The 13844-nt window shown below is 70.3% G+C and carries 11 protein-coding genes and 1 pseudogene; all 12 read left to right on the top strand.

Annotation, left to right across the window (positions count from 1 at the left end):
* The coding region (locus GT030_RS05000; protein ID WP_161200016.1) for a nucleotide exchange factor GrpE at window positions 1-518 on the top strand (518 nt) is incomplete at its 5' end.
* A gap of 6 nt (window positions 519-524) precedes the next feature.
* Window positions 525-1460 carry a J domain-containing protein gene (locus tag GT030_RS04995; RefSeq protein ID WP_161200015.1) on the top strand — a complete coding sequence of 312 codons (936 nt, stop codon included), beginning with the start codon at window positions 525-527 and terminating at the stop codon, window positions 1458-1460.
* Window positions 1457-1831, top strand: a complete 375-nt coding sequence (locus GT030_RS04990; protein WP_202459693.1) for a chaperone modulator CbpM — start codon at window positions 1457-1459, stop codon at window positions 1829-1831. Before GT030_RS04995 ends, GT030_RS04990 begins: the two co-directional genes overlap by 4 nt.
* Window positions 1822-4461 carry an ATP-dependent chaperone ClpB gene (gene clpB, locus GT030_RS04985; protein WP_161200014.1) on the top strand — a complete coding sequence of 880 codons (2640 nt, stop codon included), beginning with the start codon at window positions 1822-1824 and terminating at the stop codon, window positions 4459-4461. Before GT030_RS04990 ends, clpB begins: the two co-directional genes overlap by 10 nt.
* Window positions 4458-4904 (top strand): thioredoxin, encoded by a 447-nt coding sequence (trxA, locus tag GT030_RS04980; RefSeq protein WP_161200013.1) that lies wholly within the window; start codon window positions 4458-4460, stop codon window positions 4902-4904. The genes clpB and trxA overlap by 4 nt, the downstream gene beginning before the upstream one ends.
* A gap of 5 nt (window positions 4905-4909) precedes the next feature.
* Window positions 4910-5173, top strand: a complete 264-nt coding sequence (locus GT030_RS04975) for a UBP-type zinc finger domain-containing protein (RefSeq protein WP_161200012.1) — start codon at window positions 4910-4912, stop codon at window positions 5171-5173.
* Complete coding sequence (locus GT030_RS04970; RefSeq protein ID WP_161200011.1) at window positions 5173-6987, top strand: FAD-dependent oxidoreductase; 1815 nt, start codon at window positions 5173-5175, stop codon at window positions 6985-6987. The genes GT030_RS04975 and GT030_RS04970 overlap by 1 nt, the downstream gene beginning before the upstream one ends.
* 68 nt (window positions 6988-7055) lie before the next feature.
* A pseudogene (locus GT030_RS36165) lies at window positions 7056-7178 on the top strand (AraC family transcriptional regulator); the annotation flags it as partial.
* A gap of 395 nt (window positions 7179-7573) precedes the next feature.
* Complete coding sequence (locus GT030_RS04965; RefSeq protein ID WP_161200010.1) at window positions 7574-8968, top strand: DNA-binding protein; 1395 nt, start codon at window positions 7574-7576, stop codon at window positions 8966-8968.
* Between the two features lie 136 nt (window positions 8969-9104).
* Window positions 9105-11333: a catalase/peroxidase HPI gene (gene katG, locus GT030_RS04960; protein ID WP_346009569.1), complete on the top strand. Its 2229-nt coding sequence runs from the start codon at window positions 9105-9107 to the stop codon at window positions 11331-11333.
* Window positions 11334-11627: 294 nt separating this feature from the next.
* A complete protein-coding gene (locus GT030_RS04955) occupies window positions 11628-12089 on the top strand; it encodes an MSMEG_3727 family PQQ-associated protein (protein WP_161200009.1) in 462 nt (153 codons plus the stop codon).
* 16 nt (window positions 12090-12105) lie between these two features.
* Window positions 12106-13809: a PQQ-dependent dehydrogenase, methanol/ethanol family gene (locus GT030_RS04950; protein WP_161200008.1), complete on the top strand. Its 1704-nt coding sequence runs from the start codon at window positions 12106-12108 to the stop codon at window positions 13807-13809.
* The last annotated feature ends 35 nt before the right edge of the window (window positions 13810-13844 follow it).

Below are 13844 nucleotides of genomic sequence, written 5' to 3'. Positions count from 1 at the left end.
GCGACCTGCCCGAGCCCGCGCCGCCCGGCACGGAGGCCGGACCGGGGCCGGACGCGGCCACCGGTCCGGCCGGGGCCGAGGACGAGTACACGGCCGCGCTGAAAGAGGTCGAGGACCGCTGGCGGCGCGCCCTCGCCGACCTGGACAACCTGCGCAAGCGGCACGCCAGGGAACTGGACCGGGAGCGCGGGGCCGAACGCGCCCGCACGGCCGCGGCCCTCCTCCCCGTAATCGACAACCTCGAACTGGCCCTGGGCCACGCGGCCTCCGACCCCGGGGCGATCGTCGAGGGGGTTCGCGCCGTGCGCGACCAGGCCGTATCCATCCTTGAACGCCTTGGCTACGAGCGTCACGCCGAGACCGGCGTCCCGTTCGACCCCTCCCGGCACGAGGTCGTCGGCGTGGTCCAGGACCCCGACGCCGAACCGAACACCGTGACACAGGTGCTGCGCCCCGGCTACGGCGAGGCCGAGCGGCAGCTGAGGCCGGCCGCCGTGACCGTCGCGAAGCGGGAGTGAGCGGCCGTGGCACGCGACTTCTACGAGGTTCTCGGGGTCCCGCGCAACGCCGACCGGGACGAGATCCAGCAGGCGTACCGCAAACTGGCGCGCAAGTACCACCCCGACGTCAACAAGGACCCCGCGGCGGAGGAGCGGTTCAAGGAGGTCAACGAGGCCTTCAGCGTCCTGTCCGACCCTGACCAGCGGGCCCGTTACGACCGCTTCGGCGAGGACTTCCGGAAGGTGCCCGAGGACTGGGAGGAGCGCGTCGGAGCCGGCGCGGGACCCGGTGGCGGCTTCCGCTGGTCCACCGGGGGCGGCCCCCGGGCCCAGTACGCCACCAGTGGCTTCGGCTCGGAGGGCGTCGACGTCGACGACCTGTTCAGCTCGTTCTTCGGCGGCGCCGGACGGATGCGTGTGCCGGGCGCGGACCAGGAGGCCGAACTGCCGCTCACCGTCGAGGAGGCCTACCGCGGAGGCCGCCGCACCGTCACCCTCACCGGGCCGTCGGGGCAGCGGCGCTACGAGGTGGACGTGCCGCCCGGCGTCACCGACGGGCAGCGCATCCGGCTGGCGGGCGAGGGCGGCCGCGGCAGCGGCGACGGCCCCGCGGGCGACCTGTACCTGCGGGTGCGGATCCAGCCCCACCCCCTGTTCCGCCTGGAAGGCCGGGACGTGTACGTGCAGCTTCCGGTCACCCCCTGGGAGGCCGCGCTGGGCGCGACGGTTCCGGTGTCCACGCCGAGCGGGGCGACGGCCAAGGTGACCGTGCCCGCCGGGTCCTCCAGCGGCCGGCGGCTGCGGCTGCGTGGGGAGGGCATGCCGGGACCGCGCGGCGCCAACGGCGACCTGTACGCCGAGCTCCGGATCATGGTGCCGCCCAAGCTCGGCGACAAGGAGCGCGAACTGTTCGAGGAGCTCGCCGCCGTCTCCTCGTTCGACCCCAGGAGGACACGATGAGCGACCGACCGGTCGAGGCACGCCAGGCGTCTTCGCTTGCCTCTCCCGCGCTGGCGCGCGTCCAGTACGCGATCGTGCCGGTGCCCAGGCTGTCCCTGCAGACCGTGGCCCGCCGCGCCGGTGTCCATCCCGACCTCATCCGCCGGTTCGTCGCTCTCGGCCTGGTCGAGGCCGAGCGCGACGCCTCCGGACGGCTGGTGTTCGAACCCACGGCCCCGGCCGCCCTTGCCCGCGTCCAGCGGCTGCGCACCGGGCTGTGCCTCAACTACGCATCCATCGGCCTGGTGCTCGACCTGCTGGACCGCATCAGCCTGCTCGAAGCCGCCCTGCGCCGCGCCGGTACGAGGAGTGACATACCGCCATGGACATGAACCGTCTCACCCAGAAGTCCCAGGAAGCACTCCAGGAAGCCCAGACGGTGGCCGTCGGCATGGGGCACACCGAGGTCGACGGGGAACACCTGCTGCTCGCTCTCCTCGCTCAGGAGGACGGAATCGTCCCGCGGTTGCTGCAGCAGGCCGGCACCGAGCCGGAGGAACTGCGCGCGGCCGTGCGGGGCGAGCTGGCCCGGCGCCCGAAGGTCACCGGCCCCGGCGCGGCACCCGGGCAGGTCTTCGTCACCCAGCGTCTGTCCCGCCTGCTGGACGCGGCCGAGCGGGAGGCCAAACGCCTCAAGGACGAGTACGTGTCCGTGGAGCACCTCCTGCTCGCCCTGGCCGAGGAGGGCTCGGCGACCGCGGCCGGACGCCTGCTCAAGGAGCACGGCGTGACCCGGGAGTCGTTCCTGAGCGCGCTCACCCAGATCCGCGGCAACCAGCGAGTCACCTCCGCCAACCCCGAAGTCGCCTACGAGGCTCTGGAGAAGTACGGCCGCGACCTGGTTCTCGAGGCCCGGTCCGGGCGGCTGGACCCGGTCATCGGCCGTGACGCGGAGATCCGCCGCGTCACCCAGATCCTCAGCCGCAAGACCAAGAACAACCCCGTCCTCATCGGCGACCCCGGCGTCGGCAAGACCGCCATCGTCGAGGGCCTGGCCCAGCGCATCGTCCGCGGCGACGTCCCCGAGGGCCTGCGTGACAAGACCGTGTTCGCCCTCGACATGGGCTCCCTGGTCGCCGGCGCCAAGTACCGCGGTGAGTTCGAGGAACGCCTCAGGGCCGTGCTGTCCGAGGTGAAGGCCGCCCAGGGGCGCATCCTGCTCTTCGTCGACGAACTCCACACCGTCGTAGGAGCGGGCGCCGCCGAAGGGGCCATGGACGCGGGCAACATGCTCAAGCCGATGCTCGCCCGCGGCGAACTCCACATGATCGGCGCCACCACCCTCGACGAGTACCGCAAGTACATCGAGAAGGACGCCGCCCTCGAACGCCGCTTCCAGCAGGTGCTGGTCGACGAGCCGAGCGTGGAGGACACCATCTCCATCCTGCGCGGACTGCGGGAACGCCTCGAGGTCTTCCACGGCGTGAAGATCCAGGACACCGCGCTGGTCTCCGCGGCCACGCTCAGCCACCGCTACATCACCGACCGGTTCCTGCCCGACAAGGCCATCGACCTCGTCGACGAGGCGTGCGCCCGGCTGCGTACCGAGATCGACTCGATGCCCGCCGAACTCGACGAGATCACCCGCCGCGTCACCCGCCTGGAGATCGAGGAGGCGGCCCTGTCCAAGGAGACCGACCCCGCCAGCAAGGCCCGCCTGGAGGAACTCCGCAAGGAACTGGCCGACCTGCGCGGCGAGGCCGACGCCAAACGCGCACAGTGGGAGGCCGAACGGCAGGCCATCCGCCGCGTGCAGGAACTGCGGCAGGAACTGGAGCAGGTCCGTCATGAGGCGGAGGAGGCCGAACGCGCCTACGATCTCAACCGCGCCGCCGAACTCCGCTACGGCCGCCTGCGGGACCTGGAGCGCCGGCTCGCCGCGGAGGAGGAGCAACTGGCCGCCAAGCAAGGACAGAACCGGCTGCTGCGCGAGGTCGTCACCGAGGAGGAGATCGCCGAGATCGTCGCCGCCTGGACCGGCGTCCCCGTCGCCCGCCTCCAGGAGGGCGAGCGCGAGAAGCTGCTGCGCCTCGACGAGATCCTGCGCGAGCGCGTCATCGGCCAGGACGAGGCCGTCAAGCTCGTCGCCGACGCCATCATCCGCGCCCGGGCCGGCATCCGCGACCCGCGCCGCCCCATCGGCTCGTTCATCTTCCTCGGCCCCACCGGCGTCGGGAAGACGGAGCTGGCCAAGACCCTCGCGGCGGCCCTGTTCGACTCCGAGGAGAACATCGTCCGCCTCGACATGAGTGAGTACCAGGAACGGCACACCGTCAGCCGGCTCATGGGCGCACCGCCCGGATACGTGGGCTACGAGGAAGGCGGCCAGCTCACCGAGGCCGTACGCCGCAAGCCCTACTCGGTCGTGCTGTTCGACGAGATCGAGAAGGCGCACACCGATGTCTTCAACACCCTGCTGCAGGTCCTCGACGACGGCCGCATCACCGACTCCCAGGGCCGCACCGTCGACTTCCGCAACACCGTGATCATCATGACGTCCAACATCGGCTCCGAGCACCTCCTCGACGGTGTCACCGCCGAGGGCGAGATCAAGCCGGACGCCCGCGCCCTGGTGATGGGCGAGCTGCGCGGGCACTTCCGCCCGGAGTTCCTCAACCGCGTCGACGACATCGTGCTGTTCAAGCCGCTCGGTGAGCGGCAGATCGAGCGGATCGTGGAGCTGCAGTTCGACGAGCTGCGCCGCCGGCTCGCCGAACGCCGCATCAACGTCGAACTCACCGAGGAAGCGCGGAAGCTGATCGCCCACCAGGGCTACGACCCGGTGTACGGGGCCCGGCCGCTGCGCCGCTACATCTCCCACGAGGTCGAGACGATGGTCGGGCGCGCCCTGCTGCGTGGTGACGTCCAGGACGGCGCGACGGTCCGCGTCGACGCCGAACACGGAGAGCTGGTGGTCACCTACGACCAGCCCCAGGACGTGACGGGAGCGCGGGCGGCATGAGCACGGCGCAGGCGACGACCATCAGCTGTCCGCACTGCGGGCGTACCAACAGGGTGCCCGTGGCCGCGGAGGGCCGCCCCAGGTGCGGCCACTGCAAGCAGCCCCTGCCGTGGATCGTGGACGCGGGCGACGACGACTTCGCCGAGGTCGCCGAGCGCGCCGACGTCCCCGTCGTGGTCGACCTGTGGGCCACCTGGTGCGGCCCCTGCCGGATGGTCAGCCCCGCGCTGGAGCAGGTGGCCACCGAACTCGCGGGCCGGATCAAGCTCGTCAAGGTCGACGTCGACAAGAACCCGCGACTGTCGAGGCGCTTCGAGGTGCAGGCTGTGCCGACACTGCTCATCCTCGACAAGGGGGAGACCGTCGCCCGGCAGGCGGGGGCCGCCCCCGCCCCCGCTCTGCGCCAGTGGGTGGAACAGACGATCACGACCCCGGAAGGGTGATCCGTATGACCGTGCACGCAGACCCCCATCTCGCGCTGGTCCGGCCGGTCCAGCCACTGACCCCGCAAGGGTGTCAGGAGTGTCTGCTGACCGGCTCCCCGTGGGTCCACCTGAGGCTCTGCCTGACCTGCGGGCACGTCGGGTGCTGTGACTCGTCGCCGAACAGGCACGCGCGCGGGCACGCCGCTGCCGACGCCCACCCCATCGTCCGGTCGTTCGAGCCCGGCGAGGACTGGCGCTGGTGCTACGTCCACGAGGCGTTCGCCTGATGTCCGCCGACCAGCCGCAGCCGGGCGGAGAACCGGCGCCGCGGGAAACGGACGAGGCCGCCTTCTGGGAGAGCCCGGACATCTACGGCGCGTACCCGCGCCTCACGCAGGAGCAGATAGCACGTCTGGCGGAACACGGAGAGCGCCGGAGCACATCGGCGAACGACGTGCTGATCCGGGAGGGCGAGCGCTGCGAGACGTTCCTCGTCGTCCTCGAGGGCAGCGTCGCCGTCGTCGAGGACTACGGCACGCCCGAGGAACACCTGCTGCGTGTACACGGCCCCGGTCGCTTCATCGGCGAACTCGGGCTGCTGCACGACCAGGTGGCCTTCTACACCGCTGTCGTCAGGGAGCCGGGCGAGGTCCTGGTCGTCTCCCTGGACCAGTTGCGCCACCTGGTGTCCCAGGACTCCGCCCTCGCGGACGTCGTGCTGCGCGCCTGTCTGGGCCGTCGCGCGCTGCTCGTCGGGCAGGGCGCCGGCTTCCGCATCATCGGCTCACGCTACTCACCCGACACCAGACGGCTGCGCGAGTTCGCCATCCGCAACCGTCTGCCGCACCGCTGGATCGACCTGGAGACCGATGAGGAGGCCGAGGAACTGCTGCGGCGCTTCGGGGTCAGCCCGGAGGAGACACCCATCGTCATCTGGCGGGACACCACCCTGCTGCGCAACCCCAGCAACGCGGAACTGGCCCGGCTCATCGGTCTGCCGACACTGCCTGACGGAAGCCGTCACGGCGACGTCCTGATCGTCGGTTCCGGACCCGGCGGCCTCGCCGCCGCGGTGTACGCCGCCTCCGAGGGCCTGAGCACGACCGTGGTGGAGGCGATGGCCACCGGGGGCCAGGCCGGCACGTCGTCGCGCATCGAGAACCTGCTCGGCTTCCCCGCCGGCATCTCCGGCGCCGAACTCACCGAACGCGCCGTGCTCCAGGCCGACAAGTTCGGCGCCAGGATCAGCATTCCGGTGGAGGCGACCGGTCTCCACCGCAAGGACGAGGATCATTTCGTGGTGACGTTCGCCGACGGCAGCGAGATCACCGCCCGTGCCGTCGTCCTGGCCACGGGTGCCCGTTACCGCCGGCTCAAGGTGCCGGGCATCGAACGCCTGGAGGGAACGAGCGTCCACTACTCGGCGACCGTCTACGAGGCCCAGCAGTGCGGTGCCGACCCGGTGGCCGTCGTCGGCGGGGGCAACTCGGCCGGCCAGGCGGTGCTGTTCCTGGCCACGTACGCGCCGAAGGTGTACCTGCTGGTCCGGGGACCCAGCCTCGACGCCGACATGTCCCGCTACCTGGTCGACCAGGTGGAGCGGCACCCCCGCGTGGAGGTCATGCTGCACACGGAGGTCACCGAGGTCATCGGCGAGGAGGTGCTGGAGGAGCTCGACGTGGTCGACAACCGGACGGGCGAACACCGCCGGCTCGCGGCACGGGCTCTGTTCGTCTTCACCGGCGCCGAACCCCACACCCAGTGGCTGGCCGACAGCGTCGCCCTCGACGCCCGCGGCTTCGTCCTCACCGGGCCGGAGGCACGGGAGGCCTGCGCCCAGCCCGAGGTGTGGCACGGCCTCGGGCGCACGTGCATGACCTTGGAGACCAGCCTGCCCGGAGTCTTCGCGGTAGGGGACGTGCGCAGCGGCTCGGTGAAGCGGGTGGCCTCGGCGGCCGGCGAGGGCGCGATGTCCATCCACTTCGTGCACCGGCACCTGGGGCACTCCGCCGCGCCCGGCACGACGGGCTCGCCCGCGGCCGCGGGCGGCACGGACGCCAACCCGGAGACGCGTCACAAGGAGTCCCCGTGGCTCGCGTGAGCCCCGGCGGGCCGACCCGGAGATACGAATCGGGGTAACCTCCGAAGACCGCCCTTGACCTGCGTCAACAGGCAATCTGGGTACCGGCCGGCACCGTACACTCCCACCAGGCCCAGGGCGAGCTCGAGCTGCACCTGATCGGCCTGCCCGCCGACACCAATCCGCTCGGCCTCGACGAGTCTGCGGTGCTGCCTCGCCGAGCGCGTTCATCGACGTCTCCCGCCGCGCCTTCGGCCACCCACCAGGACGCGCTGCGGGTGCGGCCCGGCCGACGGGAGGGGACGGGTAGTGGCCGACGCGCAGCCGGTGGGGCAGAGTGCCGCGTCGCGCCTCCGGATCGCCGGGTCCGCAGAGGCGGCGGTCGGGCATGTCCACGGCGGCCCAGGAAGCAGCAGTGCGCGCACGCCGTCCGGAGAGGTACGTGCGCAGACCGGCAACGGCACCTAGGGTGGGAAGTGCGGGTGGGTGACACAGCCTGGAACGAGTGACGAAGCAGGAAGAAGCGCACCGGCCACGACGAGCGGCAAACCGCCGCGTGCGGCGCGCGCCGTCGGGTGTTGGGGAGGGACCAAGGTGGTTCTGAACCATGAGGGATGTACATCGGCTTGAGCCCGGCTCGGCGAACCTGGACGACGGCACCGTGTTCGCGGCGTGGGAACGGTTCGTGCAGGGCGAGGACCAGGTCCCGGATGTCCGGCCCCTGGTGGCGATCTCCTGGCATCGCTGCCGGGAGCAGTACCGGGTCGATCCTCACCTCACAGAGGCTCCGGTGGCCGTCGCGGAGCTCGACCACACGCCCGAACACGATGCCGTAATCGCTGAGCTGGGTTTTCGTGCCGCCTCCGTGGCACATGAGGTGGGCAGCATCGGTGGCGTCGTCACCGTCACCGATGCCACTGGCCGGATCCTGGCCGAGTGGGGTGACCAGGCCACGCTCGCCAGAGCCGGCGACCTCAATCTGGCACCATGGTTCTCCTGGTCCGAGTGCGCGATCGGCACGAACGGCATGGGCACGGCGCTCGAGGCGCACGGCCCGGTGACGGTCAGGGGTGCTGAGCACTGGTGCCAGGCGCTTCACAACTGGGTCTGCGCGGGCATCGCGGTGCGCGACGTGGTGACCAGAGAACCACTCGCGGTCCTGAACGTCTGCCGCTGGCGCAGCCGGCTTCCCGCGTCCACGGAAAGCTGGCTGGCGAACGCGGCCGCCATGACCCAGTGCCCCCTGAAGAGGCGCGCCCGGGACAGTGGTGCCGAGCTGGTCGCGGCCTACACCCAGGCCAGGGCGCACTCCGGTGCGGCACTCGCCGCAGTGGACAGTGCGGGCAAGGTGGTGATCGCCGATGCCTTGGCAAGCGTGCTCCTGGGCGTCCCGGCATGCACCCCGGCGGTCGATCCCACGCTGCGGTGGACCCCTGGACTGCCCGAATTGATCACTGCCGCCCGGTATGCCACCAGGCAGGCGGCCCACAATCCCGACTGGGTCGGCTCGACGCAGATCTTCGCCCACCTCGCCGACGAGCCGACATCGATCAGCATCCGACCCGTCTTCTCATCCGGACGCGTGATCGGCAACCTGGTCTCGTTCGGTGCCTCCGAGGGGGCGCAGGTGCCCCAGACGGAGGGGGTCGCGCATCTTCGGGCACAGCCGCGCCGACTGGTCGCGATCCGGGACAACCGGATGGTGCTGCTGCGGCTGCCGGAAGTCTCCTTCGCCGAATCGCAGGGCAACGACGTGTGGCTCTCCACCGATCAGGGGCGACTGCGAGCCGCCTCGCTGAGCCTGGACAAACTCGAAGGTGAGCTGGCCGATGTCGGCTTCTTGCGGGTGCACCGCCGGTATGTCGTCAACCTGAGCCGCATCAAAGAGATAGAGCGCGGGCTCAAGGGCGAGCTGTCTCTGGTCATGGATGACCCGGCGCACGGGATGGTGCCGGTTTCCCGGCGGCACGCGCCGACCGTGCGTCGCACGCTGGACATCTGAGTGCCCCGGCACGACCTCTGTTCCCGGAAGGAGGAGTTCCGTGTCCGACCGTACGGACGCCGTTGCCGGCGAGACGAACGTGGGGGGCGGGGGCGGCCTCGGCCTCTCTGCCCCGGCCGGGCACCGCGGTGACGCGATCGGGGGCGCGGGCAACCGCGACTGGTGGCCGGACCGGATCAACCTGGCGATCCTCCGAAAACACCCCGCCATGGCCGGCCCCATGGGCGAGGACTTCGACTACGCCGCGGAGTTCCGGACTCTCGACCTCGACGCCCTGGCGCGGGACGTCGACGAGGTGCTCACGACGTCGCAGGAGTGGTGGCCGGCCGACTTCGGCCACTACGGGCCGCTCATGATCCGGATGGTGTGGCACAGCGCGGGCACGTACCGCATCCACGACGGCCGTGGTGGCGCCGGCGCCGGCATGCAGCGTTTCGCGCCGTTGAACAGCTGGCCGGACAACCGCAATCTCGACAAGGCGCGCCGGCTGCTCTGGCCGGTGAAGAAGAAGTACGGCCGCAAGATCTCCTGGGCCGACCTGATGATCTTCGCGGGCAACCGCGCCCTGGAGACGATGGGCCTCACGACCTTCGGCTTCGCCGGTGGCCGGGCGGACGTCTGGGAGCCCGACGAGGACGTCTACTGGGGCCCCGAGCACGTCTGGCTCGGCGACGAACGTCACGGCGGCGTCCGGGCATTGGAGAACCCTCTGGCCGCCGACCAGATGGGCCTCATCTACGTCAACCCGGAGGGACCGAACACCGTCCCGGACCCGCTCACCGCGGCCCGGGACATCCGCCAGACGTTCCGGCGCATGGGGATGAACGACCAGGAGACCGTCGCGCTGATCGCGGGCGGCCACACGTTCGGCAAGACCCACGGCGCGGCGGACCCGGTCGCCCACCTCGGCCCCGAACCCGAGGGCGCCCCCCTCGAGCAGCAGGGCCTGGGCTGGAAGAGCAGCTACGGCACCGGAAAGGGCAGGGATGCCATCTCCAGTGGACTCGAGGGAACGTGGACACCCACCCCGACGACATGGGACAACCGCTTCTTCGAGACGCTGTTCGGCTATGAGTGGGACCTGGAGCTGAGCCCCGCCGGTCTGTGGCAGTGGATCCCGAGAGACGGCGGCGGGGCCGGCACCGTGCCGGACGCCCACGACCCGTCGAAGACCCACGCCCCGACGATGCTGACGACGGACCTCGCGCTGCGGGCGGACCCCGTCTACGAGTCGATCTCGCGATGCTTCCTGGAGAACCCGGACCAGCTCGCGGACGCGTTCGCCCGGGTCTGGTTCAAGCTGACGCACCTCGACATGGGCCCGATCCACCGCTACCTCGGACCGCTGGTTCCCCGCGAGACGCTGCTCTGGCAGGACCCGGTGCCTGCCGTGGACCACGTGCTCGTCGGGGCGGCGGACATCACCGCGCTCAAGAACCAGGTTCTCGCCTCTGGGCTGTCCGTCTCCCAGCTCGTCTCGACCGCGTGGGCATCGGCCTCGACGTTCCGCGCCAGCGACAGGCGTGGCGGGGCGAACGGGGCCCGCATCCGCCTCGAGCCGCAGCGGGACTGGGAGGTCAACGACCCCGACACGCTGGCCCAGGTGCTGCACACCCTGGAGGGGATCCAGGAGTCCTTCAACAGCTGCCAGGCCGGCGACAAGAGGATCTCGCTGGCCGACCTCATCGTGCTCGGCGGAGCCGCCGCCGTCGAGCACGCCGCCAGGACCGCCGGCCACGACGTCCAGGTCCCCTTCAGTCCGGGACGCACGGACGCCACGCAGGAGTGGACCGACGTGGAGTCCTTCGCCCCGCTCGAGCCGACCGCGGACGGGTTCCGCAACTACCGCGGCAAGGGCGGCCGGCTGCCGTCGGAGCACCTGCTGGCCGACCGCGCGAACCTGCTGAACCTGAGCGCGCCCGAGATGACCGTCCTCGTGGGTGGCCTGCGGGTGCTCGGCGCCAACTGCCAGCAGTCGCCGCTGGGCGTCTTCACCGCGGCGCCCGGTTCGCTGACCAACGACTTCTTCGTGAATCTGCTCGACGCGGACACGGAATGGAAGCCGACGTCCGCGACCGCGGAAACCTTCGAGGGGCGCGACCGCGCCACCGGCGAGGTCAAGTGGACCGGCAGCCGCGTCGACCTCGTCTTCGGCTCGAACTCCGAGCTGCGTGCCGTCGCGGAGGTCTACGCGAGCGACGACGCACGGGAGAAGTTCGTGCAGGACTTCGTCGCCGCGTGGACCAAGGTCATGAACCTCGATCGGTACGACCTCGCTCCATCCACGCGTCGCGGTGCGGCCCGGCTGCTCTCAACGGCGGCACATCGGGTACGAACGGCAGCCGGTCGCGAACGAACGGTATGAGCGGGCCCGAACCAGGGCTCACCTTGTCGGTGTGATTTGTCCGGCGTAGCGTCTTTCCTGACCACCGATTTCGCATCCTTTCCGGTGCTATTCATTCGGCGTGGCGCGCTCCTTGAGCACCGGTCACAGCCGGGCATCAGGCGATACCAAAGGGGAATTCCGCGGTGTGTGCAACCGGCTGCGACGTGCCGCCGAGCAGCGCGCCCGACGCGGAATGAAAAGAGATGACGTGCCGCCGTCAGCGCGGCCGATGCGGAATGCAAAGAGATTCGGGATGAGGGGAGTGAAGCCCCGATGACGACCGCGCAGGAGCGAGCCGACCTGCTGGACAGGATAGGGCTGGCCGCACAGAACAAAGCCACGCTGGGACAGGTGCTGTGTACCGGAAGCGTGGGGGAGGCCACCGAGGGATCGGAAGGCCGCATGCAGGCCACCATTCGTATCCAGCCGGATGAGCTGGCCTGGGATCCCTCCATTCTGGTCATGCCCCATGGCGGTGATATCGAGCTCGAGCTCGTCAATGACGACGACAACACGCACTGCGCGCTCCTGCCGAGCAATGGCGACCGGAAGTTCATCTGGTTGGTGAACCATTCGCGAGGACGGGCGCACCTCAACCTCGACGGGCCTGGCTACTACTGGTTCAGCTCGCCCACGGGCAATGACGAGGGCCGGGGACTGACCGGTGCCATCGTCGTCCTGGGGGACGCTCCGCCGGAGGCTCGCCTGGACCGTCCCGAACAGCCGCGGCCGTAGGAAGAAGGAGGAGCAAATGACCACCGTCGACTACGTGGACGCGGGAGAGGCTGTCGACCAGGGGAAGCTGAGCGGCAAGACGGCGGGCGGGGACGTCGCGCCGCCGGTAGTGGCCGGCGTCAACTACGAGCGCATACTCAACGCCGGCGAGGAACCCCAGAACTGGCTCACCTACTACGGCGCCTACAACGGGCAGCGGTACAGCCCGCTGGACCAGATCAACACGGAGAACGTCAAGCGGCTCGTCCCCGCATGGGTCTTCCAGGCCGGCACGACCGGCCTGATCGCGGGCGCGTCGACCTACTCGTTCGAGGCCGCCCCGGTCGTCGTCGACGGGGTCATGTTCCTCTCCGGCTGGGACGGCTGGGTCTGGGCCCTCGACGCGAAGACGGGTGTGGAGATCTGGCGGTACAAGCATGCGGTCCCCTTCGACGTGTCCTTGTGCTGCGGGAACGTGAACCGAGGGGTAGCCGTGGCTCAGGGGAAGGTCTTCTTCGTCACGGCGAATGCCCGGCTGCTCGCGCTCGACGCCACCACCGGCAAGCGGGTCTGGGACAAGACCTACGGAGACGTCCGGGCCGGGGAGAGCGCCACGGTCGCCCCGCTGATCGTGAAGAACATGGTCATCGTCGGGAGTTCCGGCGGTGAGTTCGGCGTACGCGGCCACCTCGACGCGTTCGACCTCGAAACCGGCGAGCACCAGTGGCGCTGCTACACGGTGCCGAAGCCGGGGGAGCCCGGTTCGGAGACCTGGCCCGCAGACGGCGAGGCCTGGGCACGGGGCGGGGCCAACTGCTGGGTCACCGGCACCTTCGACCCGGAGACGAACCTGCTGTACGTCGGCACCGGCAACCCGGCGCCCGACTTCGACGGAGGCGTCCGCGAGGGCGACAACCTCTTCACCGACAGTGTCATCGCCGTCGATGTGGACAGCGGACAGATCCGCTGGCACTACCAGTGCACCCCGCACGACCTGTGGGACTACGACAGCATCGCCGAGTGCATCCTGTTCGAGCAGGACGGGCGCAAACTGCTCGGACACTTCGACAAGAACGGCTACTTCTTCGTCCTCGACCGCACGAACGGCGAGAGGGTCGGGATCACTCCCTTCGTCGACCGCATCACCTGGGGGGCGATCACGAGGGACGGCCAGGTGACGGCCAAGGTGTACCCGGAAAAGGAGGGAGAACCGGTCCACTTCTACCCGGGTCCGGCCGGCGCCAAGGAATGGACCCACGCGTCCTACAGCCCGAAGACCGGGCTCTTCTACGTCCCGGTCCAGGACACCGGTGCCACGGCAACCCGGCGGCGCCGGGAATTCAAGGAGAGCATTCCCTACTGGGGTGCGGGCGTTCAGGTGGACATCGAGGACATGGCCGGGTCCGTCAGCGCGTTCGACGCCACCGGCGAGGAGAAGTGGCGCTGGCGCAACGAACTCCCCATGTGTGCCTCTACGCTGGCCACCGGCGGTGACCTGGTGTTCGCCGGTGAACCCTCCGGAGAGTTCAACGCGCTCGACGCCCGCACCGGGGAGCTGCTGTGGCAGTTCCAGTGCGGAAGCGGCCACCACAGCAGCCCGACCACCTACATGGTCGAAGGCAGGCAGTACGTGGCCGTGCCGGTCGGCTGGGGCGGATGGGCCGAGGGATTCCTCCCCGGCATGCTCGGCGCGGGGCACGGAAGCGCCCTGATCGTCTTCGCCCTCCCGGAACCGTCGTAGCGCGTGGCCGGAGCCTGCCGTGAACCCGGCAGAGA

It is taken from the genome of Streptomyces sp. SID1328, assembly GCF_009865595.1.
GTDB classification, from domain to species: Bacteria; Actinomycetota; Actinomycetes; order Streptomycetales; family Streptomycetaceae; genus Streptomyces; species Streptomyces griseoluteus.
This window is presented reverse-complemented; position numbering and strand designations above follow the sequence as displayed.

Excerpts from the sequence above, each read along its gene's own strand:
- GT030_RS04990 (WP_202459693.1), top strand. The coding sequence starts at position 1,457 with ATGAGCGACCGACCGGTCGAGGCACGCCAGGCGTCTTCGCTTGCCTCT.
- clpB (WP_161200014.1), top strand. The coding sequence starts at position 1,822 with ATGGACATGAACCGTCTCACCCAGAAGTCCCAGGAAGCACTCCAGGAA.
- trxA (WP_161200013.1), top strand. The coding sequence starts at position 4,458 with ATGAGCACGGCGCAGGCGACGACCATCAGCTGTCCGCACTGCGGGCGT.
- GT030_RS04975 (WP_161200012.1), top strand. The coding sequence starts at position 4,910 with ATGACCGTGCACGCAGACCCCCATCTCGCGCTGGTCCGGCCGGTCCAG.
- GT030_RS04970 (WP_161200011.1), top strand. The coding sequence starts at position 5,173 with ATGTCCGCCGACCAGCCGCAGCCGGGCGGAGAACCGGCGCCGCGGGAA.
- GT030_RS04965 (WP_161200010.1), top strand. The coding sequence starts at position 7,574 with ATGAGGGATGTACATCGGCTTGAGCCCGGCTCGGCGAACCTGGACGAC.
- GT030_RS04955 (WP_161200009.1), top strand. The coding sequence starts at position 11,628 with ATGACGACCGCGCAGGAGCGAGCCGACCTGCTGGACAGGATAGGGCTG.
- GT030_RS04950 (WP_161200008.1), top strand. The coding sequence starts at position 12,106 with ATGACCACCGTCGACTACGTGGACGCGGGAGAGGCTGTCGACCAGGGG.